Source organism: Ferruginibacter sp. SUN106, from assembly GCF_050611765.1.
In the GTDB taxonomy this organism is placed as follows: domain Bacteria; phylum Bacteroidota; class Bacteroidia; order Chitinophagales; family Chitinophagaceae; genus Ferruginibacter.
On the sequence record NZ_JBODJC010000005.1, the window covers coordinates 620,073 to 646,584 of the forward strand.

The window sequence follows — 26,512 nt, forward strand, 5'->3', positions numbered from 1 at the left end:
ATACGGCAACTTAACAGTAAGTTTATTTACAAGCAATAATATTGATTGTAATAAAAATAAAACAGTAAAACTTTATACTTAAAATTAGATTATGAAAAAGAAAATTGCATTAGTATGCGGCGCTGGTGGTTTTATAGGCAGCCACCTGGTAAGAAAATTAAAAGAAGACGGTTTTTGGGTTCGTGGTGTGGATTTAAAACACCCGGAATTTTCACAAACAGCCGCCGATGAATTTATTATTGGCGACTTAACTGACGCCGGTCTTTGTAAATTGGTTATGCAAGGTGGTATAGACGAAGTGTACCAGTTAGCTGCAGATATGGGTGGTGCAGGATATATCTTCACCGGTGATAACGATGCTAATGTAATGCATAACTCTGCAACCATTAATTTAAATATCCTTGATGCAATGCATAAAGCTGGTGTAAAAAGAGTTTTCTATTCTTCATCAGCATGTATGTATCCGGAACATAACCAACTAGATCCTGATAATCCAAAATGCAGCGAAGAATCAGCGTATCCAGCAAATCCTGATAGTGAATATGGCTGGGAAAAATTATTCAGCGAACGTTTGTATTTAGCTTACCAGCGTAACCATGGTATTGAAGCCCGTGTGGGAAGGTTCCATAATATTTTTGGGCCAGAAGGTACCTGGAGAGGCGGTAAAGAAAAATCACCGGCTGCTCTTTGCAGAAAAGTTGCAGAAGCACAGGACGGCGGTACTATTGAAGTATGGGGTGATGGTAAACAAACCCGTTCATTTTTATACATCGACGAATGTGTGGAAGGTATTTTAAAACTAACACATTCTGATTTCAGCGGACCGGTAAATATTGGTTCTGATGAAATGATCTCTATCAATAATCTTGCTGCTATGGTAGCAGGTATCTCTGGTAAAAAGATCAACATCAGCAATATTCCTGGCCCATTAGGCGTAAGAGGAAGAAACTCTGACAATAAATTAATTAAAGAAAAGTTGAACTGGGCTCCATCTGCACCTTTAAAAGATGGTATCACCAAAACTTACAACTGGATTTCTGCACAGGTAGCAAAAGCCGTTAAATAAACCAGCTGTACAATGAATTTGTTGTTAGTAGATTCCGTAGACTTTCCGTTTGGCGGTGCACATAGCGTGCATGTAAGTTTGCTCATGCAGGGTTTAAGAGAAAATAATGAGAATGCTTTTCTTGTTATTCCTTATGGCCGTAAAAGAGAAAAACTGTCTGCTAATAAAAAGAAGTATGGGCATTTTGATGGCATACCTTATTATTTTGTAAAGGATAGCAAAGACATAAAAAAAGGTTTTCGGTTTATCGATAACTTTTTAGCGGTTATTAAAACGGCAAGGCTTATCCGAAGCAGGCATAAACATAAAAAACTGGATGCAGTTATCCTGGGCGGTATAGTAGACGTCATTCGTGATGCGCCAATTATCATCACCTGCGCTATATTCAGGATACCTATTTATTTCTGGTTGGTAGAAAAAGCTTCTTTGAATGAAGATTTTCAAGGCATTGCAGGTTTTTTCAATCATAAAAGCCAGCAGCTTTCAGAATGGTTATTGCCGAAATTTTCTTCGGGATTAATTGTTATTTCTTCTGCTTTAAAACAGCATTACCTTAAGTATTTACCCGAAAGTAAAATTCTGATAAACCCCATTTTGGTTTCTGAAGAAATTTACAAGGGTATGAACAGGGAGTCTTTTGAAAAAGTGAAAGAAAAAATGACAGCCGCATTTAAAGGCAAGCGCTTGTTAGTATATAGCGGATCGTTTGCTGAAAAAGACGGCCTCTTCTACCTGATTGAAGCATTTGCAGAAACGGTAAAAAAATATCCTGATACAGAGTTTGTAATGACCGGCAAAAGTGCCAACGTTACTTTGATGGACAGGGTGAGGGATCATATTAAGAAGTATAATTTAGAAGATAAAGTGAAGATGGTTGGATTTGTAAATGCAGATGAATTGTTATGCTATAATACTATGGCAGATGCTTTGTTTGTATGCAGGTCCAACAGCCCGTTTGCTAATCATGGGTTTCCATGGAAATTGGGTGAATACTGCATGACGGCAAAACCAATTATTGCTACGAGGGTGGGAGATATAGATAAATATTTCACCGATAATGAAACGCTTTTTATTGTGGAGCCTAATAACCCGGCAGCGATAGCAAAAAAGATCGATTACATTTTTGACCACTACGAACAATCGCTCAATGTGGCAAAAAATGGAAGAGCCGTTGCTTTACGTGAGTTCGGGTATCTTGAAAAATCTAAAGAAGTGGCTGACTTTATTAAAGCCAATCAAAAGAAGTAAAGCAGGTTGCTGTATTTGAAGTGTTGTAATTTAAACAGTAAATGAAGTAATGAAAATATTATTTGGAATACACGGTACATCTCATAAGGAAATTGCACAATCTGAAATAGTTGAATTTCAAAACCGTGGTTTTCAAACAATAGTATGTACGTATGGCAACTGGGGATCGGTAAACGGATTGATCAACAGTTTTAAACTCATTATAAAAAATGCAGTTGAAATAAAAAAACAGGCGGCAGCACAACAGAGTGATTTTATTTATTTGAATACAGGGCTCGATTTTAAAACAGTGATCAGGGATGCGATTACCGTTTTTATTTTAAAACGAGGTAATATAAAAGGTAAAATAGTTTTAAAAATTCACGGTTCTCAAAACGAGATCTTGTTTTCAAAAACAAACCTGTTAAAGAAATACCTGTTTCGTAAGACGGATCTTTTTCTGTTGTTATCTGAAGAAGAAAAGTATAATTTTTTAAGTATTGGATTGGCCCCTGAAAAAGTTCAGGTTACTGCTAATGTGATTGATAAAAGTTTATACGCACCCGATCCTGAATTTAAAAAGACGATCGGTGTTGCTGAATCAACAAGCGTGTTACTTTTTGTTGGCCGGTTTATGTATGAAAAAGGCATAATTGACCTGGTAGAAGCATGCCGGTTACTTAAAAAAGAATCACTTGATTTCAGGTTAGTTTGTTTAGGAAACGGGCCTTTGTTTGATGAAGTACAGGGATTGATTAAAACTTATGGGTTAGAAGAAAACATTAAAACACTAGGGCATATTCCTGAAAGTGAAACAAGGTATTATTATGCTAATTGTGAGATGTCTATTCTTCCAACCTATCATTCGGAAGGTTTTCCAATGGCAGTTTTTCAGGCAGTAGGCGCAGGGCGGCCTGTGATCACCACCAATATAAGGGCGGCTACAGATTATTTTAAGGAATATGAAAATTGTTTGTGGGTAGAGAAAAAAAATCCTGCACAGCTGGCTAAGCAAATTGCCAACCTGATGAAGGATAAAAACCTGCAACAAAAGATGAGGGATAATAACCTGGTGCTGGCAGAAAAATTTACAGCAGCTAAAATAGTAGATAAAGTACTGGAGTATTTGAAAAAGATTTAGCAGTATTAATACAATGCCCAATCAGATTAATAATAAACGCTTGTTATTTGAATACTTAAATTAAATTCTTAAAATTAAAACATTTAGTATGTGTGGGATAGCCGGGATTTTTTTTAAAAAGCAAACAGATACCAGGCTTTTAAAAAAGTTTGAAGATCTTGTAAGAGAAAAACAACACAAAAGAGGGCCTGATGAATTTAATGCGTTTGAAGTTACGCCCAATTTATTTTTCTATCATAACATGCTTTCCATTATCGACATTGGTAATGCCAGGCAACCTATGGAAGATACCAATGGCGTAATTACTTATAACGGCGAAGTATACAATTACAAAGACCTTAAGTACACCGACGAGACCTATGTAAAAAAATCGGACACAGAAGTACTGCTGAAGGGATTGCATAAAGAATACATCAACTTCTTACACAAAACCAACTCTATGTTTGGTTTTGGTTATTATAACAAGGCCAGCCAGCTACTTACACTTTGCAGAGACAGGGTAGGTATCAAACCGGTATACTTTATTGAAACAGACGAAGTATTTGCTTTTGCATCTACCATTACCCCACTGGTTATCTTTTCTCAAAAAAGATTGAATCATTCTAAGCTATGGCAGTATTATCTTAACCGGGCATTTAAAGCACCGGCAACTATATTTGATGATATCATGGAGTTAACTCCGGGTTCATATTTAGAGTTTGATACCAAAACACAAAAAAGCAGTGAGATAAAAGTATGGTGGCAGAGAGATGCAATCACCAGCACACATACGGATGAAAATAAAACCATTGATGAAATTGAAGCATTACTTAACGATGCCATAAGAAACAGGTTGGTAGCTGATGTGCCAGTTGGGCTTTTCTTAAGTGGTGGCGTGGATTCATCTTTAATTGCTGCACTTACATCTAAACAAACCAGTAACCTCAATGCTTTTACAGTTGGCTTCCACGATAAAAAATATGATGAATCAGAATACGCTAAAAAAATATGTACGCAATTCAATATCGGGTACAACGAAATAAAAGTAGATGCTGATTATTTTTTAAACAGTATTGATAACTGGATCACTATCCAGGATGATATTGTTGCTGACCCCTCTGCCTTATTGCTGTATAAAATTTCCGAGTATGCCCACGACATGAATTACAGGGTGCTTCTTGCAGGCGAAGGCAGCGATGAACTTTTTGCAGGCTATAACTCTTATAAATATTTTAACTGGACCAATAAAATACATAAAACTATTGGCAGGGCAGTTCCATTTAAATCAGGTGTGGTATCGTTATTTAAAAATTATTCCAAGCACTACAACTTTTTGTACAATGCTTTGAATAAGCCTACATTTTACGGTACAGCAGTAATTTTTGAGCCTCACCTGATGAGTGAGCTGATAAAAACCTATAATAACGACGATCCTAAAAAAGCATATGATATCAAGCATGCTTTGGATATCGATATAAAAGACAGGCTGCCTAATGATCTGCTCAATCGTTCTGATCGCTCTACAAGTGGAGCGTCGTTGGAATTGAGGGTGCCGTTCTTAGCACATCAGTTGGTAAACTATTCTGCTGGTATCAGCGAAGATTTACTAATGAAAGATAAAGTATCAAAATACCTGATCAAAAAGCTGGCAGCAAGATATATCGATCCGGAAATTATCTATCGTAAAAAAGTAGGTTTCGATCTGCCTATTAAGCATTGGCTATCGCATGAGTTGAAAGACATGATGCAGAATGCGATCAATACTTCTGTACAAAAAGATTTTATTGATATTAAAGTGATACAAAAATGTTTTGACCTGCATGTAAATAAAAATATTGATCATGCAGATAAGCTATGGGCCTTTTTGTGTTTGGAATTAAGTATCAGGAACCTGGGTAGTATTTCATAAGTTTTAAAGTAGTACGCAATAACGAATGGGTTACGGAAATAAATTTATAAAAGACTTGTTTGATAAGGCACCTTATCCTTTCAAAGTATTTATTACTTCTGCATATGGTATGCAGCAGCGTAAAAAACGTTTTGGCCCTTTTTTTAAAGAACAGATTGCATTTTTAGATAAAGCACAGTATTGGAAAGAAGCAGAATTGAAAAATTACCAGCAACAAAAACTGGCTGCTTTTTTTGCGGCAATAAAAGAGGTTCCTTTTTACCAGCAGAATGAACCTTATAAAACATTGCTGGCATCGGATACAATTGCATTAGGTGATTTTCCGGTTTTAGCTAAGCAAACAGTAAAAAGAAACAGCAAAGAGTTTTATAACACGGCGGGTAAAAAAGTTTATTGGGGGCATACCAGCGGCACCACCGGTTCGGCAATGGTATTTCCCTTAAGTGAACAGGCTTACCAGTACGAGTATGCATTCAGGGAAATGCATTACAGATGGGGAGGGGCAAGCTTTGAAGGGAAAGATAAAATTGCAGCATGTGCCGGACACCCGGTTGCAATACCAGGCAGAACAAAGCCACCGTTCTGGGCGTTTGATAAAGCGAACAATCATTTGTTCTTTTCATCATATCACATGAGCAGCGAAACTTTGCCATTTTATATTGAACAATTAGAAAAATTTGATCCATTGCTCTTGCATGGTTATCCATCTTCGATGTATTTGCTGGCATTGGCATATAAAAAATACGGTAAGAAAAAACTGCAGCTTAAAGCTGTATTCACTGCATCAGAAAGCTTGTTGGATTTTCAGCGGCAGGCCATCGAAGAATCGTTTAATGTAAAAGTATTTAACTGGTATGGCACATCAGAAATGAGCGCCAATATTGTAGAATGCGAATGTGGCGAACTGCATTTAAAAGAAGAACACAGTGTGGTGGAAATATTGAACGAAGATAACCAACCTTGTAAGCCAGGCGAAACAGGCAGGGTAGTATCAACTAATTTTAACAACACCGCTTTTCCATTGATACGCTATGATGTGGGAGATATGGTAACTGTGGCAGTAAACCAGGTTGCCAAATGCGGCAGAGGAGGATTATTGATAGATAAAGTAGAAGGCAGGATAGAAGATTATGTAATAACACCGGAAGGAAAAATAGTTGGCCGCTTAGATCACCTGTTTAAAGATGCAGTGAATGTAGTGGAAGCACAGATTGTGCAACCAACTAAAGAAACTATTATTTTAAAAGTGGTGAAGGATAAAAACTACACACAAAAAGACGAAGAACAAATTATACAAGAAGCAAGAGTAAGGCTGGGAAGTGGAATGAAAATTACGTTTGAATATGTAGACAGGATACCACGTACAAAAAACGGGAAGTACAGGTTTATACTTTCCCAGGTACAAGGTGCCGGTATTAATGTGGTTACAGTATAGTAACAAGGATTATAAATGAATTGTTGGGCATTGCAGTAACTTGCATGGTCAATTAAAATAGATTTTAAAACTGAAACATTACCTTAAACTGAAACAACACCCTAATTATAAATTACTCAATAAATAAATAGCATACAAATTTCGTTTATGCCTTTTCGGTATAAACAATAAACAATTAAAGCAGGATGAAACAATTAGCTCAGAATATTAAAAGAAATTCATTAACGCTGGAAGAATTACCAGTGCCGGTTTGTAAAGCCGGAGGCGTTTTAGTAAAAACGGTTTATTCTGCAGTGAGTGTGGGTACCGAGATCATGAAATTGAAAAATGCTGACCTCAGCTATTTTCAAATGGCAAAGAAAAAACCCGAGCAGGTAAAAGATGTTTTAAATACCCTCACACAATTAGGCCCTGTAGCAACCTATAGAAAAGTGATGAATAAGCTGGATTCTATGTCGCCATTGGGTTACAGCCTTACAGGGGAAGTGATAGAAGTGGGCAAAGGCGTAGACAATTTAAAAGTAGGGGACATGGTAGCTTGTGGCGGAGCAGGCTATGCCAATCATGCCGAAGTAAATTTTATACCTAAAAACCTTTGCACTAAAGTACCGGATGGAGTTGATTTAAAAGACGCCTCTTTTGCAACTATTGCTTCAGTTGCCATGCAGGGCTTCAGGCAAACAGAATCTCAGATAGGAGAGAATGTTGCAGTAATTGGATTGGGTTTGTTAGGCCAGATATTGGTTCAGATTATTAATGCCAATGGATGCAGGGCTTTTGGTTTTGATATTTCGCAAAGCAAATGTGACCTTGCTATAAGTAACGGTGCCTATTTTGCCCAGGCTGCAACAAAAAATAATTTTGAAGAGGAGATAGGTTCACTTACCAATGGCTTTGGATGCGATTCGATAATTATAACCACCGGCACCCAAAGCAACGATCCTATTATTCTTGCCGGAAAAATAGCAAGACACAAAGCGAAGATCGTTGATATCGGCATTACAAAAATGGATCTGCCGTGGGACTTGTATTATCATAAAGAACTGGATTTTAGATTCTCTTGCTCTTATGGTCCGGGAAGATATGATCCCATCTATGAAGAAAAAGGAATCGATTACCCGGTAGGCCATGTAAGGTGGACAGAGCAACGTAACATGATGTCTATTTTGCAACTTTTAAAAGATGGCAAAATAGATTTTTCAAAACTCATTACACACCAGTTTAGTTTTAATGATTCAGAAAAAGCATTCCTGGATATTAAAGCCGGTAAAGAAGATTATTTGGGTGTAGTATTAAAGTACGATACGGATATTGATACCACAACAAAAAGGGTAAACATCCCTAATGATAAAGCGATCAGATCTGATAAAGCAACTATTGGTGTTATTGGTGCCGGTAATTATGCCAGCACTATGCTGATGCCTTTTTTAAAGGAAGAAGCTAACCTTATTGGTATTGCTACTGCAACGGGTATCAATGCAAAAGATAAAGCACAAAAATTTGGTTTCAGGTATGCAACTACTGATTATCACGAAATGCTTGCTGATAAAGACATTAATACCGTTGTTATTGCAACCCGCCATAACCAGCATGCAAGAATGGTCGTAGATGCTTTAGACAAAAGCAAACATGTGTATGTAGAAAAACCATTAGCTATATCAATACCTGAATTGAAAGCTATCTACAAAAGTTATACTGCACAGCAACAACTATTAATGGTGGGTTATAACAGGCGTTATTCAGATTCAATAAAATACCTGAAAAAGCAACTGAAACAAAATATCAGGTATTCAATTTACTACCAGGTAAATGCCGGTTTTATTCCAATGGATAAATGGTACCAATCGCCTGAACAAGGTGGAAGGGTAATTGGAGAAGTATGTCATTTTATTGATACACTGCAATATTTGCTGGATGCAGATCCGGTAGAAGTGTTTGCAAGTGCAACGGCAGTAGAAGGTATGCCCGAGCAGGACAATACTTTTATCAATATCAAATTCAGTAACGGATCAACCTGCGTAATTGCTTACCTGGCAGATGGCGATAAAAAATATGCCAAAGAAAAAATGCTGATCACTGGTTACAGAACCAATATTGAATTCGACAATTTTAAAACAGTAACGGTGTACAAAGACGGCGGCGTATCTAAAAAACAATTTTTAATGATTGATAAAGGGCAGAAAGAAGAAATGTCGGTTTTAGCAAAATCAATAAAGAGCGGTGTGGCACCAATTTCTTTTCAATCGCTTTTAGTAAATAGCTATACCGCAATTTTAGCTGTGGAAAGTATTCAAACAAAAAGAAACTATAGTACGTCGTTAGATACCCTGATAAATGAGTAATTTCTACATCAACCGGCTTAAAACTTTTTCAATTGCTGAATTCCCCTACAGGATAAAGCAAATGATGATAAAGCAACTGGAACAAAGAGTTTACCAGGGCAAGCCTGTTGCTGCGCTTAATAATATAATTTCAAAGCAACTATTGCAACCTGCTTTTGAGAAGGAGGTAACGCTGCATGATGATGAGATACATATTTTTGGAAAGAATTTCAATTATAAAAATATACAAGCTGCCGATTGGCACAGGGACATTTTTTCAGGAAAAAGTTTCCCGCTTTCTTTTGCAAAAAGTATAAGCATCAGGCAAGACCCAGATCTTTCTGCAAAATGTGTGTGGGAAATTAACCGCATGCAGTTTTTAATGCAGGTGGCAATTAAGTACCATCAAACAAAAGACGCAGCTACACTTAACCAGTTCATCAGTATTAATCAATCCTGGAAAGAAAGTAATCCTTACCTGGCAGGCGTAAACTGGTATAGCAATATTGAAGTGAACTTACGTTTGATCAACTGGTTTCTTTGCTGGGAAGTAATTAAGGCAGATGAATTGATGAAAGACAACAATGCATTTAAAACATTTGTTACCAACGATTGGTTGCCAATGATACATCAGCATTGTGTATATTCCTATAAGAATCCTTCAAAATATTCATCCGCTAATAACCATCTTATTTCCGAATATGCAGGTTTGTTTGTGGCTTCGGTAAAATGGTCTTTTAACGAATCGCCAAAATGGATCAGCTATTCTCAACAGGGGCTTGAAACTGAAATTATAAAACAGCATTCAAAAAATGGGGTGAATAAAGAAGAAGCGGCAGAGTACATTCAGTTTATTACCGATTTCTTTTTAGTGGCTTATGTAGCAGGAGAAAATTCAGGACATCCTTTTTCAAAACAATACAAAGAACAGCTGCATCAAATATTTAATTATATCTGCAGCTTTCTGGATTGTAAAGGCAATTTTCCAAAGTATGGCGATGAAGACGATGGAAAATGTTTTATTGTTGATTTTGATCACCACTTCAATAATTTTAAATCTATATTAAGTTCAGGTGCTATAATATTTAACGATCCGGTGCTTAAAGCAAAATCAAATGGCTTTGATGCAAAGAATCAATTGTTGTTTGGTGCAGCAGGTAAAAAAGCATTTGAGGCTGTAGAAAATAAAAGCATTGCAGAGGGCTCAGCATTTTATACCGAAGAAGGACATTTTTATTGCAGAAAAAAAGAAGGCGATAAAGAAGTTTATTTTCATTTTGATGCAGCTCCGTTGGGATTTCTTTCTATAGCAGCACATGGGCATGCAGATGCATTATCGTTTTTTATGCATGTAGACGGGCAACCCGTTTTTGTTGATCCCGGCACGTATACCTATCACACTGCACCCGAATGGCGTAATTATTTTGTAAGCACACTGGCGCATAATACCATCAGGGTAAATAAACTTAACCAGGCAGACTTTGCAGGTTCTACCCTGTGGTTGAATCATTATAAGTGTACAGTACTTAAAGCTGAAACAACTGAAACCACTGATACCATCAAAGCAACGCACAATGGCTACGAAAAACAAGGTGTAAGTCATACCAGGGAGGTAGTTTTTGATAAAGTTCAACTGAAGATTACTATTACTGATTTTATCGAAACAAAAAATACCAGCTGCTTTATAGAAGTACCGTTTCATTTGCATCCGGCAATAAGCGTACAAAAAAATGATGAGCATAATTTTACCTTGATCAATAAAAACGGAAGAAATGTGCAATTACGAACAGATCAAAAATTAAAAGCCGTATTATTAAACGGACAACTACATCCTGAAATAACCGGATGGTATTCCAATTCATTTTTACATAAAGAACAAACCAATACAATACTTTGTTCCCTGCAATTTTCGGGGAATATTCAACTGGAAACAATAATATCAATTAATTAATTATGAACATCAGTATTTTCGGATTAGGTTATGTAGGCTGCGTAAGCGTGGGCTGTTTAGCAAAGAACGGTCATCACGTTATTGGTGTGGATGTGAGCCAGACTAAAGTAGACCAGATAAATGCCGGTAAAGCAACTATTATCGAAAAAGATATCGACCATATCATTGCAGATCAAAGAGCTAAAGGCAATATCGAAGCCACTACCGATTCAAAAGAAGCTATTCTTAAAACCGACATCAGTATTATTGCTGTGGGAACACCGAGCAGTGATAAAGGGCATCTTAACCTGAGTTATATTTTTAAGGTTGCAGAAATTGCCGGCCTCGGTATAAAAGAGAAAAAAGATTTTCATGTTATTGCTATACGCTCTACCATTATGCCCGGTACCTGCGATAAGTTTGCCAGCATTGTAGAAGAAGTATCAGGTAAAAAAAGAAATGTTGACTTTGCTATTGTAGATAATCCTGAGTTTTTAAGAGAAGGTACTGCAGTTGATGATTATTACAATCCGCCATTAACACTGATAGGTTCCGATAATGCTGATGCAGCTGAAAAAGTAGCCAGCCTGTATCGCCAGTTACCCGGAGAAGTTATTGTTACTGATCTTAAAATTGCAGAGATCATGAAATATGTAAACAACACTTTTCATGCGCTTAAAATTTCTTTTGGTAACGAAGTGGGAAATATTTGTGCCGAGATGGGTATTGATTCACACAAAGTGATGGAAATATTCTGTAAGGATAAACAGTTGAATATTTCGCCGTATTATTTTAAACCCGGTTTTGCATTTGGCGGTTCTTGTTTGCCAAAAGATTTAAAAGGGTTGCAAACACTGGCGCACGACCTGTATGTAAATGTGCCGGTAATTGAAAGCATTAATAAATCGAACGAACTGCAGATAAACCGTGCAGTGGAATTGATACAACACACCGAAAAAAAGAGAATCGGTTTTTTAGGATTAAGTTTTAAAGCCGGCACGGATGATTTACGTAATTCACCGGCGGTTACTGTAGTGGAAACCTTGCTGGGCAAGGGTTACGAAGTAAAGATTTACGATAAAAATATCTACCTTTCTAATCTTACAGGTACAAACAAAGCCTACATCGATCATCATATTCCGCATCTTTCTAAACTTATGGTAAGTGATATCAACGAACTGGGAAAAGATGTAGATGTAATTGTGATTAATAATAAGGAAAAAGAATACCTGGAAGTATTAGAAAAAACACCTGATACAACTGTAATTGTAGATATGGTACGATTGCCCGAAGCGTTGAGAGCTAAAAAAAATTACAAAGGAATTAACTGGTAAATAAAAAGCATGTTTGAGAAAAAACACATATTAATAGTAGTTGAAAATTTACCGGTTCCCTTCGACAGAAGAGTGTGGCAGGAAGCGAATACCCTGATGGAAAACGGGGCTAAGGTTTCTATTATATGCCCTAAAATGAAGGGATACACGAAATCTTTCGAAGTAATTAACGGGATAGATATTTACCGCCATTCATTACCATTTGAGGCAAAAGGAGCCTGGGGTTATATGCTGGAGTATTCCATGGCATTATTCTGGGAATCTTTTTTAAGCTTTAAGATCTATTGCAAGAAAAGGTTTCATGTAATACAAGGCTGTAATCCACCCGACCTTATATTTTTAGTAGCTATCTTTTATAAAATATTTGGTGTGAAGTATGTTTTTGATCATCATGATATTAACCCGGAATTATACATTGCCAAGTATAATAAGAAAGGGCTTTTTTATAAATTTTTAATGCTGGCAGAACGCTTAACTTTTGCAACCGCAAACTATAGTATTGCAACCAACGAATCTTATAAAGAGATTGCCATACGCAGGGGAAAAATGCCTCCTGAAAAAGTGCAGGTGGTAAGAAGTGGCCCTAAGCTGGATCGCTTAAAATTGGGTGATGGCAATATACAATATAAAAAAGGCCGCCAGTTTCTGATTGGTTATGTTGGTGTAATTGGAGAGCAGGAAGGTTTAGATCTGTTACTTGAATCTGCAAAACAGATCATTGCAAAACGTAATGATGTACAGTTTGCCATCATCGGCGGTGGTACAGAACTGGAGAAAATTCAGCAACAGGCCAAAGACATGAACTTAGGTGAGTATGTTGATTTTTATGGCAGGGTGGATGATGTTACATTGGTTGATGTATTGAATACCGCAGACATTTGTGTAAACCCCGATAAGCCAACTGAAATGAATAATCTTTCTACCATGAATAAGATCATGGAATATATGGCGCTTAAAAAACCAATTGTACAATTTGATCTTAAAGAAGGAAGACTATCTGCATTAGATGCTTCTTTATATGCTGATAATACATCTACAGAAGATTTTGCGGATAAAATAATATGGCTGTTAGACAGGCCGGAAGAAAGGAAGAAAATGGGCGAATATGGTTATGCCAGGGTAGTAAACGAATTATCATGGAATCATGAAAGCAAAAAGCTGATTAATTTTTATAAAAACATATTTAAAATATAAAATCAGCGTTATATAATAGTTTTTTAAAGTATTTAAAACACCACAATAAATTTACCATTACAGTATGAACAAGCAGTTTGAACGATACTTACAAATGACCCTTGTGATATTGGATCTGTTTGCCCTTACGCTAGGTTACATTATCTGTAAATTCTTTTTCACCGAAAGTATACCGGTTGATTACTGGAGTGTTTACTTTCAATACTGGACCATTTCAGTTGCAGCCTGGTTACTCCTCTCTTTTTTCCTTAGAACCTATGCCGGTAAAATAATTTTGTTTTTTGACAATTTTACTAAACGTACCGCACAGGTTTATTTTCTCTGGATCATCTGCATACTTTTTTACCTGTTCTTTTCACGTGAGTTCCGCATATCAAGATTGTTTATTGTAATTAGTATGGGAGCTTTTGGTGTGGGCCTGTTGGGTAACCGCTTTTTATATCTTGGTATAAAAAAATATTTTAAAAACAGCCACTACCTTATAAAAAAGGTGATCATACTTGGCTATAATGATACCGCAAAAAAACTGGCCAAATATTTTGAAGAGGATGGTATCAATACACAGCTCTTAGGTTTTATTGAAGATGATAAAAATGTACATGAGTTATCGCATTACCCCATTATTACAGATGTGAGCAGGGCCTTGCAGGTAGCCAAAGAATTTGAAGTGTCAGAAATATTTTCTACCATAACACCGGAACAGAATAAAGATATTTACGACTTAATGTACCAATCCGAAAAAGAATGCATCCGCTTTAAGATCGTACCTAATCTTTCGGTATTCATTACCAGGGATGTGCATATTGAATATTTTGGAGAACTGCCCATTCTTTCTTTACGCAGCGAACCATTAGATGATGTAGGCAACAGGATAAAAAAGAGAGCACTGGATATTGTAGTGAGCCTTTTAGTAATTGTTTTCGTGTTATCGTGGCTGGTACCTATACTTGGGTTGTTAATTTTATTGGAATCACGGGGACCGGTTTTCTTTTCGCAATTACGTACAGGAAAAAATAAAAAACCTTTTTACTGCTATAAGTTCCGCAGTATGCGCAAGAATAAAGATGCCGATTTAAAACAAGCTACTATAAATGATAGCCGGGTTACAAAAATAGGCAGGTTTATCAGGCGCACCAGTTTAGATGAGTTTCCACAGTTTATAAATGTATTTAAGGGTGAAATGAGTTTAGTAGGCCCAAGGCCTCATATGCTTAAACATACTACTGATTATTCCAAATTTGTAGATGAATATATGATACGCCAGTTTTTAAAACCAGGTATCACCGGTTGGGCACAGGTAAATGGATACAGGGGAGAGATCACTAATCCCGACCAGATTAAAATGAGGGTAAACAAAGATTTATGGTATTTAGAAAACTGGACGCTATGGCTTGATATTCAAATTCTCTTCTTAACTGTATATCAGGTTTTTAAAGGGGATAAGAATGCTTTTTAATTGAATTTTAATTTTAAAAGAAGACATAATCGAATTACGTACTATATATTTAAACACTTATACCTAACAAAACTAACGATGAAAGTATTAATCACTGGGGTAGCTGGATTTATTGGCTCTAATCTTGCAAAAACATTACTGGAAAGAGGCCATACTGTAATAGGAATTGATAATCTCAACTACGGTTTTTTAAGAAATATAGAGCCTATTAAAGACAATAAAAATTTTGAATTCATCAGCGGGGATATTGCAAACCCACTGATGCTTAAAGATGTTAAAGCTGATATTATTGTTCACCTGGCATCGCAGAAAATTCCCCGCTATACAAATGCATTAAGAACACTTGAAGAAAACTACCTGATGCTGAGGAATGTGGTACACAAGTGTATTATGGATAAATCAAAAATCCTTTTCGCTTCTACTTCTGATGTATATGGTAAAAATCCTAATATACCATTTGCCGAAACATCTGACCTGGTGATGGGACCAACAACAGTTAAACGTTGGGCTTACGCCTTATCAAAAATGTATGGCGAACAATATATTATTGCCAATCACGACGAGTACGGCCTGAAATATACTATCACACGTTTCTTTGGTTCTTACGGCCCTCATCAAAACCTTACCTGGTGGGGCGGGCCACAATCTGTTTTTATAGAAAAGGCATTTAAAAAAGAAACGATCGATATACATGGTGATGGCTCTCAAACCAGGACTTTCACTTTTGTTGATGATACCGTAAATGCATTGGTAGCATGTATAGAAAATGATAAGTCAGATAATGAAATATTTAACACCGGACCAAAATCTGATGCCGAAATAACCATTAAAGATCTTGCTATATTAATATGGAAATTAGTTAACGGTAAAGATTCAGAACCTCAGCTTAATTATATTCCTTACTCAACATTTGGTAATTACGAAGACGTAATGAGAAGGGTACCCGATATCACCAAACTCTGTTCTACACTTGATTTTAAGCCTCATTGGGACCTTGAGGAAGGATTAAAAGTAACCATAGACTGGCAAAAGCAGTTTTTGATGTAACTAATCCTAACCATTGAAATAAATAATAATGCAAGCAGAAAAATACGGAATCGTAGGTGGCGGAATTATGGGTATGACTTTAGCACTCCGGCTGGCACAGCAGGGCAAAAAAGTAACCTTGTTTGAAGCTGCACCCGAACTTGGCGGGCTGGCCAGTTCATGGAAAATGAATGATGTGGAGTGGGATAAATTTTACCACGTTATTCTTTTATCAGATTTTGGAACCAGGGGAATTTTAAAAGAAATTGGATTAGAAGATAAAATTGAATGGGTAGAAACAAAAACCGGTTTTTATATGAATGGGAAACTCTACTCTATGTCGGATACAATAGAGTTTTTAAAATTTCCCACACTTAATTTAATTGATAAGTTTCGCCTTGGCCTTACCATTTTAGTAGCATCAAGAATAAAGAACTGGAAAAAACTTGAAAAAGTACCTGTAACAGAATGGTTAAAAAAATGGTCAGGCTCTAATACGTTTAATAAAATATGGTTGCCGCTTTTAAGAGCTAAACTTGGTGAAAGCTATACCAAAACATCTGCGGTTTTCATCTGGGCCACTATTCAGCGCTTATATGGTGCAAGGCGCAGCGGCTTAAAAAAAGAAATGTTTGGGTACGTGCCCGGGGGATACAAAGTAATTATCAATGCCTTTAAACAAAAACTGATTGATGAAGGCGTGGAAATTAAAACCAGTTATGTAGCCAGTGAAATAAAATCCGCCGCAAGTGGTAAGGCACAAATATCTTTTACAGATGGTTTATTTGAAGAGTTTGATAAAGTAATTTCCACATTACCATCCGGGCTTTCTGCAAAACTTTGCGTTGGCCTTTCTGATACAGAAACACAGAAACTTAATAATATCAATTACCTCGGTGTTATTTGTGTGGCAGTTTTGTTAGATAAGCCCATCAGTAATTTTTATGTCACTAATATTACCGACTCATGGGTGCCCTTTACCGGTGTAATTGAAATGAGTGCATTGGTAGATAAGAAACATTTTGGTAATAATAATTTAGTTTATTTGCCCAAATATGTAAGCCCTGCCGATCCGTTGTTTAATTATTCTGATGAAGAAATAAAAAAATTCTTTATTACAAATTTTAAAAAAATGTATCCCTGGTTAACAGATGATAATTTAAAATTTGTTGGCGTGGCAAGAGCAAAACATGTAATTACAGTATTAACAAAAGACTATTCGGTAAACCTGCCTGCAATCACTACATCAATTCCCAATGTGTATATAGTGAACACCTCTTATATACTGGATGGCACGTTAAATGTAAATGAAACCATAAGAGTGGCAGAAACAAAACTTAAAGAAATTACAGGATAATAATGGCAAAGAAGAAAATACCTGCAAGCATATCACTGGACCTTGACGACCAATGGTCTTACATGAAAGTGCATGGTGATGAAGGATGGGAGAGCTTCCCTTCTTATTTGGATATTGTGGTACCGATATTTTTAGATGTATTTGATAAGCTGAATATGAAGATCACTTTTTTTGTGGTAGGCCAGGATGCAGCCATAGAAAAAAATCATAAAGTACTCCGGAGTATCATTGAAAGAGGGCACGAGATCGGTAATCATTCTTTTCATCACGAAAGCTGGTTAAAAACATATTCTAAAGAAAAGATTGAAGCGGAAATTGAAATGGCAGAAGAAGCTATTGTAACAGCAACAGGTCATCGTACCAATATGTTTCGTGGCCCGGGCTTTAGCTGGAGTGTGGATTTGCTGGAAGTGCTGCAAAAAAGAAATTACATTTTTGATGCTTCTACTTTACCCACTTATATCTCTCCTTTGTTGCGCAAGTATTATTTTGCAAAATCAAATTTGTCAAAAGAAGAAAAAGAAAACCGCAAAGAATTATTCGGGTCATTTAAAGAAGGGTTTTTTCCGTTAAAACCATACAACTGGAAATTTAAGAGTAATAAAAAATTATTGGAAATCCCGGTAACTACAATGCCGGTTTTTAAATTGCCATTTCACCAGAGTTACCTGCTTTATATTAGTGGTGTATCCAGATTTTTAATGAAGGCTTATTTACGCTTTGCCATATTCATGTGCAAAATAACTAAAACACCACCGAGTTATTTATTACATCCGCTAGATTTAATTGGTGGTGATGATGTACCACAGCTGGCTTTTTTTCCGGGCATGAGTATTAAGAGCGAAAAAAAATTAGAAGTGTTTGAAACAGCAATGAAGATGATGCAAAAACATTTTGAAGTATTGCCCATGGGCGAATTTTCGAAACGTTTTGATGAAGCAAAACTTAAGGAAATAACACCTAAAGAAACCAGTAAGTAATGAAAATTTTTTCAATAGTAGGGGCAAGGCCGCAGTTTATAAAACTGGCACCATTATCGGCGGCATTGTCTGATCACAAGGAGTATATTGTGCACACGGGGCAGCATTATGATTATGCTATGTCTGAACAGATTTTTACTGACCTGGGTATTAGAAAACCTGATATTCATTTAGAAGTAGGCGCAGGCAATCAAACCGTTCAGATCACAGAAATGATGCTGAAACTGGAAAAAGAAATGCTGGAAAAAAAACCAGACATTGTAATTGTGTTTGGTGATACCAATTCTACATTGGCAGGTGCATTGATTGCAGCAAAACAAAATATTCCCATCATACATATTGAAGCAGGATTAAGAAGTTATAACAGAACAATGCCGGAAGAAATTAACCGCATTGTTACTGATCATCTTTCTAAATATCTTTTTGCACCCACACAAACGGCTGTTGATAATCTCAACACCGAAGGATTGGGAAGCAGCACTTACCTTACCGGGGATATTATGGTAGATACGATGAAAAACAGTATCCAGGTGGCATTGGAAAAATCAACAGTGATTGCTGATTTAAAATTGCAGGATCAGCCTTTTAACTTACTAACCTTGCACCGTCATTATAATGTTGATGATTCAGGGATACTGGAACATATATTAAGTGAACTGGGTCAATTAGGTGAAAAAATAATTTTCCCTGTTCATCCACGTACAAGAAAAATGCTGCCTGCTACTTATACTGTTCCCGGAAATATTCAATTGGTAGATCCACAGGGTTACCTTGATTTTATTGCTTTGGAACATGCGTCAAAAAGAATTATTTCAGATTCGGGTGGTATTCAAAAAGAAGCGTACATACTTCGTAAACCTTGCATAACCTTACGAAGCGAAACGGAATGGGTGGAAACGGTTACTGAAAAATGGAATCTATTAATTAATCCTTCGCAAAAAAATATTGCTGCTGCTATTGCCGGTTTTAAAGTACCGGAAAAGCAAGCCAATATTTTTGGAGAAGATGTAACACAAAAAATGGTGGCGATAATAAATACCTGTAGCTGATATTTTTGTGCGGAAAGGATAATAGAAAGCTTGCAATACAATAAATAATCTTATCAATTTCATCTTCAACAAGTAACAATAAAATGAACAACCAGGTACAGGATACTACTATTCCATTGGTTGCTGATTTAGACGGCACATTAATAGATACCGATCTGTTATTTGAAGCCCTTATTTTATTGATAAAAAAAAATCCGCTTTATATTTTTACTTGTTTCCTTTGGGTTTTTAAAGGGAGGGCTTATTTAAAAGCAAAGGTTTTTGCATTGGTTCAAATACAGTATGAGTTACTTCCTTACAATACTGCAGTGCTGGAGTTTCTGCAGGCAGAATTTGCAAAAGGCCGAAAAATAATATTAGCAACTGCATCTCCTTATACAGCAGCAATGGAAGTGGCAAAAGTGCATCCCCTGTTCAGCGAAGTATACGGTTCAACCAATGATATTAATTTAAAGAGTGCGGCTAAATTAAACCTACTGGTTAAAAACTTCGGCGATAAACAGTTTGATTATATAGGAAACTCTTCGGCAGATCTTGTAATATTTGCCTCCAGCAGAAATGCTTACCTGGCTAATGCATCTAAAACGGTTGAACGAAAAGCAAAAAAAATTGCTACTGTTACAGTTATTGCCGGTTTAAAAAAATTATCACTTAAAGATTATATAAAAGCTATCCGTGCTTACCAGTGGATCAAGAATTTATTGTTGTTTGTGCCGCTGGTTACTTCTCACTCTTACGGCTCAGTTAAATTACTCACACTAAGTTTTTTTGGGTTCTGCATTTTCAGCCTGGTGGCATCTGCCGGATATTTATTAAATGATTTACTGGATTTAAATGCCGACAGAAAACACCCCCGGAAAAAATTCAGGCCGGTAGCTTCCGGTAAAATAGCTATTCCAACTGCGGTTATAACGGCTGTACTATTTTTAGCAGCGGGTTTGTTTTTTGCTGCTCAACTTAACTGGTGGTTCTTATGTATTGTTATCTTCTACTTTATTACCTCGTTTTCCTATTCCTTATTTCTTAAACGCATTGTGCTGTACGATGTTTTTATATTAGCGCTCTTGTATTCGGTAAGGGTTTTTGCAGGAGCTATTGTAATAGATGTGGTGTTATCGTTTTGGTTAATTGCTTTTTCAACTTTCATTTTTTTAAGCCTGGCTTTTGTAAAAAGATATTCTGAATTAATTCAGTTGATTCAATCAGAAGGCGAAACGAATTTAAAAGACAGGGGCCGGGGTTATATTGTACAGGATATCAACCTGCTCCAGGTAATGGGTATTGCCAGTGGCTTTTTAGCAGTGGTCGTTTTTTCCTTGTATATCAACAGTCCCGAAATAACACAGCTGTATTCAAAACCCAGGATCTTATGGGCCATCAGTTTCCTGTTTTTGTTCTGGATAAGCCGTATCTGGTTGTTTACAACAAGAGGTAAAATGACGGATGATCCAATCGTTTTTGCATTGAAAGATGTGACCAGTTATTTTGTATTCCTTATTACAGGGGTGTTGATATTACTGGCCTCGATATAAATAAAATTAAAACGTAAAATATTTTTTAAGTGAATCCTCATCCTTTATAAAACATGTTTGTATTATAATCCATAATCTACTTCTATTACCTTTTCCTAAAACAAGCCGAAATGAAGCAGATCAAATTAATCTGGATAATTATTTTTCTCATTGGTGTTGGTGTAAGAAGCACCGAACTTTTTCATGCCGTAGATACAGAATCATGGCGTGAGTCTGATGTATCAACTATTGCCAAAAATTTTTATCAGAACCATACTGATATACTGCACCCGCAGGTAGCCTGGGATGGTTCGGGCCCCGGCTATACTGAAGGAGAGTTCCAGGTATATTCTTACCTGATAGCAGTATCATATAAAATTTTCGGATTTTGGGAACCTGCAGGCAGGATGATCTCTTTTTTATTTTCACTGGCAACAATGCTGGTTTTCTTCAGGCTGTGCAGGTATTTACTGGATAGCAAAGCTGCTATTACAGCCGCAGTTTTTTTTGCTCTCAGCCCCATCTTATTTGTAGTATCCAATACCGTTCAGCCCGAATCGGCAATGTTCTTTTTTTATGTGGCCGCAGGGTACACTTTTATCCGGTGGCTTGATGACCAATCTAAAAAATATTTTCTGCTGGCAGCTTGCTGTACAGCAATGGCTCTTCTTTGTAAACTTACTGCGGCCAATATCGGCATCTTATTTTTATTACTGATCATTTTTAAAAAGGGCTGGAAATTTCTTTTCAAACCACAGGTTTTACTGTTGGGCATACTCATCGTTCTTCCTTCAATTGGCTGGTATTGGTACTCTCATAAATTCTATCTTCAATATGGTAATTCATTAGGCTTATCAAATGAGTATGCCTGGATAGGCATGGATTTTTTTACCAATAAACATTTTATTCAAGGTATTTTTAAAATTGAATTGCTACATGTATGGACAAAAGTGGGGCCGCTGATCATTATTTTGGCATTGCTTTTTACTCCATTCAGAAAAAAAGAAAGCACTTTTCTTGCCGGAGCCTGGCTTGCTTCAGCTTTTATCTTTTACATTATGGCGGTAAGAACTACTGCAGATGATTGGGCTTACTATTATCATATCTTTTCTATTCCGGCTGCTTCCATTTTGTTAGGCACTGCAGTAATAGAATTATACAATACATATTTTCCGGTGTTGCAGGCAGCAAAAGGCAATGCTACCCACAAACAGGCGTTTATTAAAAGTGCTGCTATACTCGGTGTATTGGTTTTGTGTATGGCTTATTTTTTAATGGCCACCTCCAAGTACCTGGTAAAGATCAAACCAACTAATTTTCAAACCTCACCTTTTTATAGTTGTAAAGACAGCCTGGCAAAATTAATTCCGCCAGACTCGCTTCTCCTCGCTAACGGCGGCCTGTGCGGCGATTACCTGGGTCATCCCAAAGCATACAATAATTCCTATTTTTTTTATTGGTTAAACCGTAAGGGGTATAACATATGCGTTGGCGACCTGTCGTTAAAAAACATTACAGATTATAAAATGAAAGGGGTTTCTTTCTTTTTAGCAGAAGAAAAGGTGATACAACAAATACCGGGGCTGCAGGAAGCACTTAAACAACATTGTACCGCCTTATTTGAGTGTAATGGGTGCATTTTATTTAAATTATAAAGGAATACTAAATAACACCTTATTTCGTTTATTATGGTTCATAATTAAAAAGGATATTATATAAACGGAAATGGGTTTATAGAAATTTGTTTTAATGTTGCAGAAAACAAAAGAAGGGATTTACAGAGTACAAAAAGAGCAGGTTTACAAACAATTTCTTGCTGAAAAAGAGTAACAAATCCGGTTTACACCATAATCCGGCAGATATCTGATAAATTGAAAAAATTAACTGTATGACAGCGATGAATACCAAACCATTTTTAAGCATTGTTGCCCCCAGTTACAATGAGGAAGCCATTTTAGAGCAAAATATACTTACCATTATGAAATACATGGAAGGTATAAGCGACCGGTATGATTGGGAGGTATTAATTGTTAATGATGGCAGTAAAGATAAAACAGGAGCGATAGCCAATGAGTTGGTTAAGAATTATCCCGATAAGGTGAGGGTAATTCATCACCCCACAAACCTTAATTTGGGTAATGCCATTAAAACCGGGTTCAGTAATTCAAAGGGAGAGATCATTATTATAATGGATATCGACCTTAGCTACTCCGAACAATATATTGGTATAATGGCCGATAAACTGATTGAAACCAGCGCTGATATAGTAATGGCTTCTCCGTATATGAAAGGTGGTAAAGTAACGGCTGTACCATTTTTAAGAAGGACCATGAGTAGTTGGGTAAACCGGTTTATGCGCCTGGCTGCACAGGATAATTATCACACTTTTACCGGCATGGTAAGGGCATACCGTAAGGAGTTTGTACAAACGTTAAATCTTAAAACAAAAGATTACGAGATCAATCCTGAGATTGTTTATAAAGGAATGATATTAAGAGCAAAAATTGTAGAGATACCAGCTCACCTTGATTGGACGGAGCAGAATAAATTTAAAGGGCAAAGAACCTCCAGCCTGAGGGTAATCCGCAGTTTTTTTTCGGGCCTGATGTCGGGCTTTATTTTCAGGCCTTATATATTTTTTATCGGAATCGGGGGCATCTTAATGCTGCTTTCACTATATGAACTGGTATGGTTGTTTTATGATGTACTGGCAGACCTTGCCCGGGGCAATACAGTATTGCAGGCTGGAGAAGAGCGGTCTTTTTCGCATAGCCTTGCAACGGAGTTTAAACGCAATCCGCAATCTTTTCTTGTAGGTGGTATCACGTTTGTTATTGCCATTCAGTTTTTGAGTTTAGGCTTTCTGTCGCTGCAAAGCAAAAGGTATTTTGAAGAGCTGTTCCATTTGGGCACTTCATTAAAAAAAGATAATAAGCAACTTGCAGACAAGTTATAAGTAACAGGGTATTTACAGCTATGTAAACAGTAAAATATTCTGGCTGTAAGGGTTGAATTAAAAAAAGATGTGTTGTATAACATCTTAGTAAAATGAGCAAAGATTATTTAAGCAGATTGGTATTATTGTTATTTTTAATAAACTAATTATACTAATTTGCAAATCCATTAAACCTTGGTTTATTATGAGGGAAATTGTTATTAAGGACAATATCAAAGCAATAAAAAATTTTAGTTTCTATAGTTTCCTTCTTGTTTATACCAGTGCAATAATTTTTTTATGCCTTCGCCTGAATATTTCTAACGATGAAATTTTTTCACTGGACACTACATCAAATAATCTTTCAGGAGTAATCCGGCAGTCTTATAATTTTGAAGGGCAACCACCGGTTTATTTTATACTACTTTCTATCTGGCGTTATATCAATTCGGGTGTTTTTTTCGCCAGGTTATTTTCGGTACTATTTATTGGCTTGTCGGCTTCTTTCTTTTGCAAAGTGGTGCAATTAATATCAGGTACCCGCTGCTCCAGGTGGATTGTGATACTTTTTCTTTTAAATCCCTATACTGTTTGGGCAGCCCTGGAAGTAAGACTTTATTCTTTTGTTTTATTTTTATCTCTAACCTCGGTCTATTTTCTTTTAAGCTATTATATCAAAAAAGAAAAAAAGTATTTATATCTTTTTATTTTTACTTGCTTACTGGGTTTACATACACAATACCTCTATATCTACCTTGTTGCTTCATTGTCGTTGCCGGTATTACTATTTAAAGGATGGAAAGCATTTTTTATGTATTGCCTTTATACATTGCCGGTTGGGTTATTACTCGTGCTGAGCCTTGTGTATACAACAGATCCTATGGAACTGGCCTATATCAACTCTGTTACAAGTTCTTTTACAGAAAGAATGCTCAGTGTTTTCCATTCTCCGCAAAACTTAATTCTGGGAATGCATTTGTTTTCGGTGGACAGAATAATCAGGTGGGCTTTTTTTATGCTCTTTATTATTTTTATCACGTACACTTATTTTAAATGGTACAAAGTTAATAAAGCCGGAAATACCACCTATTTTAAAAGCTTTAATGCAATATTAGTTACCGCCGCCGCCATGGTAATAATCAACAGCGTTTTTTTTGCTGTAACCAAACTGGATTATCATGATCGCTATTTAACCATTGCGTTTCCTTTGTTTATGTCGGTATTCTTACTGTTTCAGATTTATCCTTTAATAATAAGAAATATAGTTTTCGGTACTATTGCAATACTTTATACCTGCATGCTGCTTTCCAGCTATAAATACCAGGTAAAAGAATATGATACCCGGTCGTTAACCAAGTATATTGGTACTATTGAAAATAAAGACGAACCCATTTGCTTTTATCATAAGGTTTTATCGCTGCAGTTTAAATTCAATTACAATGGCAAAAATGCATTGGTTCCCCTGCCTGATGGATTAAAATTTGACAGTTCTTACTTATCAAAAATAAAAGATACCCTGGATTTAAGGCAATCAATAGAGAACGCTAATCCCAACTCAAAAACTTATTTATTAATAAACGACCGTACAGAGGCACATTTTGAAAATGATGAAGACGTTAAAATGCTTAATAGCTATCTGCCTTCTCATTATAACATTACACTGGATACTATATTTTACGGCCACAGTAAAGACTTTCCGTTACGGATAAGAAGATTAGAGAAAAAATAGAAATTAAAAATTTATAAATGCAACTTTGTTTTAATTCAGGTTCCAGGGTATCTCATTTAGATATGGCTCATTCATCGAAACAAAGAATGTTCAGATTCTAAAAGAAGTAAACTTATTTTTTCCTTTTTCCATTCACTAAAATTTCTTTGAAGTTGAATTTTTTGTTTGATATACTTTTAGTAAAACTATTATAAACTGTAAGATTTAATTCACCTTCTACCTGCCATTCTTTACCAATCAATGTACAGTTAATATACCCTTCGGATCATGTTTGATTCTCATAAACATCCGGGCCTCGCCTTACAATATAAATTAAGGGTAAATTCATTGAATCTTTATCAGAGATCTGCAGTTTACAGGCTGTTGTATTACCCGGGATTTCCCAGGCTACTCTCAGTAAAATTTCATCATCAAAAATAGCCGGCGTACAATCATATTCCCTGGATAACCTGAATATTATATTGCTACCTGTATCAACCGCCAATGTTCCTGTTTTACTAAGGGATGCATTACTCACAAACTCATAACCTGATTTTTTCAGACATTTAAATTCATCAGACTGCCCGAAAACTGTATGACTAAAAGCAATTAAGCAAATGATGATAATATACTTCATTTCAATTTTCTGTTTTTAAGGAAGTTCATTAATGCAAGTTGCTTATGTTAATATTTCGTTGGTATAAGTTTCCAGCAACGTCCGGCTTATTAAAATTTAAGACGCTTGGTTTTTTAATTCCGTTGCAGGTAAAATTGCGTTTAAAAAAAGTAAAATTTAAAGCAAAAAATATCCTTTATTTCAACGAATGCAACTATGAATAGTCCTTAAATAAGTTGACAGATTTTAAAATTATCCCGGTTGCCTCAAGTAGCCGGGGTTTTTGTTTGATAAATCTCATCTGGCGTTTTCATTTTTAATGCCAGGTGAGGTCTTTT

19 protein-coding genes are annotated in these 26,512 nt (G+C 36.2%); 18 read left to right on the plus strand and 1 reads right to left on the minus strand.

Going from position 1 to position 26,512, the window contains the following annotated elements; translation table 11 throughout:
* The first annotated feature begins 91 nt into the window (after positions 1–91).
* From ACQ334_RS22185 to ACQ334_RS22270, 18 genes are all read left to right on the plus strand, one after another.
* Positions 92–1,066, plus strand: coding sequence for an NAD-dependent epimerase/dehydratase family protein (locus ACQ334_RS22185; RefSeq protein ID WP_430990470.1), 975 nt, complete (start codon positions 92–94; stop codon positions 1,064–1,066).
* A gap of 12 nt (positions 1,067–1,078) precedes the next feature.
* A complete protein-coding gene (locus ACQ334_RS22190) occupies positions 1,079–2,314 on the plus strand; it encodes a glycosyltransferase (RefSeq protein WP_430990471.1) in 1,236 nt (411 codons plus the stop codon).
* 49 nt (positions 2,315–2,363) lie between these two features.
* Positions 2,364–3,434 carry a glycosyltransferase gene (locus ACQ334_RS22195; RefSeq protein WP_430990472.1) on the plus strand — a complete coding sequence of 357 codons (1,071 nt, stop codon included), beginning with the start codon at positions 2,364–2,366 and terminating at the stop codon, positions 3,432–3,434.
* Between the two features lie 88 nt (positions 3,435–3,522).
* On the plus strand, positions 3,523–5,322 hold the full coding sequence (gene asnB, locus ACQ334_RS22200; protein WP_430990473.1) for an asparagine synthase (glutamine-hydrolyzing): 1,800 nt from the start codon (positions 3,523–3,525) through the stop codon (positions 5,320–5,322).
* A gap of 25 nt (positions 5,323–5,347) precedes the next feature.
* Positions 5,348–6,757, plus strand: a complete 1,410-nt coding sequence (locus tag ACQ334_RS22205; protein WP_430990474.1) for a phenylacetate--CoA ligase family protein — start codon at positions 5,348–5,350, stop codon at positions 6,755–6,757.
* Between the two features lie 185 nt (positions 6,758–6,942).
* Positions 6,943–9,099 carry a bi-domain-containing oxidoreductase gene (locus ACQ334_RS22210; RefSeq protein WP_430990475.1) on the plus strand — a complete coding sequence of 719 codons (2,157 nt, stop codon included), beginning with the start codon at positions 6,943–6,945 and terminating at the stop codon, positions 9,097–9,099.
* Positions 9,092–11,029, plus strand: coding sequence for an alginate lyase family protein (locus ACQ334_RS22215; protein WP_430990476.1), 1,938 nt, complete (start codon positions 9,092–9,094; stop codon positions 11,027–11,029). Before ACQ334_RS22210 ends, ACQ334_RS22215 begins: the two co-directional genes overlap by 8 nt.
* Before the next feature lie 2 nt (positions 11,030–11,031).
* Entirely contained in the window at positions 11,032–12,342 is a 1,311-nt protein-coding gene (locus ACQ334_RS22220; protein ID WP_430990477.1) for a nucleotide sugar dehydrogenase, read from the plus strand.
* A gap of 9 nt (positions 12,343–12,351) precedes the next feature.
* Entirely contained in the window at positions 12,352–13,536 is a 1,185-nt protein-coding gene (locus ACQ334_RS22225) for a glycosyltransferase family 4 protein (protein ID WP_430990478.1), read from the plus strand.
* 64 nt (positions 13,537–13,600) lie between these two features.
* Positions 13,601–14,992: an undecaprenyl-phosphate glucose phosphotransferase gene (locus ACQ334_RS22230; protein WP_430990479.1), complete on the plus strand. Its 1,392-nt coding sequence runs from the start codon at positions 13,601–13,603 to the stop codon at positions 14,990–14,992.
* 78 nt (positions 14,993–15,070) lie between these two features.
* Positions 15,071–16,039, plus strand: a complete 969-nt coding sequence (locus ACQ334_RS22235; protein WP_430990480.1) for an NAD-dependent epimerase/dehydratase family protein — start codon at positions 15,071–15,073, stop codon at positions 16,037–16,039.
* Positions 16,040–16,067: 28 nt separating this feature from the next.
* On the plus strand, positions 16,068–17,375 hold the full coding sequence (locus ACQ334_RS22240) for an NAD(P)/FAD-dependent oxidoreductase (RefSeq protein WP_430990481.1): 1,308 nt from the start codon (positions 16,068–16,070) through the stop codon (positions 17,373–17,375).
* A 2-nt stretch (positions 17,376–17,377) separates the two neighbouring features.
* Positions 17,378–18,355: a polysaccharide deacetylase family protein gene (locus ACQ334_RS22245; protein WP_430990482.1), complete on the plus strand. Its 978-nt coding sequence runs from the start codon at positions 17,378–17,380 to the stop codon at positions 18,353–18,355.
* A complete protein-coding gene (wecB, locus tag ACQ334_RS22250; protein ID WP_430990483.1) occupies positions 18,355–19,404 on the plus strand; it encodes a non-hydrolyzing UDP-N-acetylglucosamine 2-epimerase in 1,050 nt (349 codons plus the stop codon). Before ACQ334_RS22245 ends, wecB begins: the two co-directional genes overlap by 1 nt.
* A gap of 83 nt (positions 19,405–19,487) precedes the next feature.
* Positions 19,488–20,936 (plus strand): UbiA family prenyltransferase, encoded by a 1,449-nt coding sequence (locus ACQ334_RS22255; protein ID WP_430990484.1) that lies wholly within the window; start codon positions 19,488–19,490, stop codon positions 20,934–20,936.
* Between the two features lie 110 nt (positions 20,937–21,046).
* A complete protein-coding gene (locus tag ACQ334_RS22260) occupies positions 21,047–22,570 on the plus strand; it encodes an ArnT family glycosyltransferase (RefSeq protein WP_430990485.1) in 1,524 nt (507 codons plus the stop codon).
* A gap of 233 nt (positions 22,571–22,803) precedes the next feature.
* Positions 22,804–23,871 carry a glycosyltransferase family 2 protein gene (locus ACQ334_RS22265; RefSeq protein WP_430990486.1) on the plus strand — a complete coding sequence of 356 codons (1,068 nt, stop codon included), beginning with the start codon at positions 22,804–22,806 and terminating at the stop codon, positions 23,869–23,871.
* 184 nt (positions 23,872–24,055) lie between these two features.
* Positions 24,056–25,579 (plus strand): hypothetical protein, encoded by a 1,524-nt coding sequence (locus tag ACQ334_RS22270; protein ID WP_430990487.1) that lies wholly within the window; start codon positions 24,056–24,058, stop codon positions 25,577–25,579.
* 265 nt (positions 25,580–25,844) lie between these two features.
* Here ACQ334_RS22270 and ACQ334_RS22275 read toward each other — a convergent pair whose 3' ends face one another.
* Positions 25,845–26,195 carry a hypothetical protein gene (locus ACQ334_RS22275; RefSeq protein WP_430990488.1) on the minus strand — a complete coding sequence of 117 codons (351 nt, stop codon included), beginning with the start codon at positions 26,193–26,195 and terminating at the stop codon, positions 25,845–25,847.
* Positions 26,196–26,512: the final 317 nt, after the last annotated feature.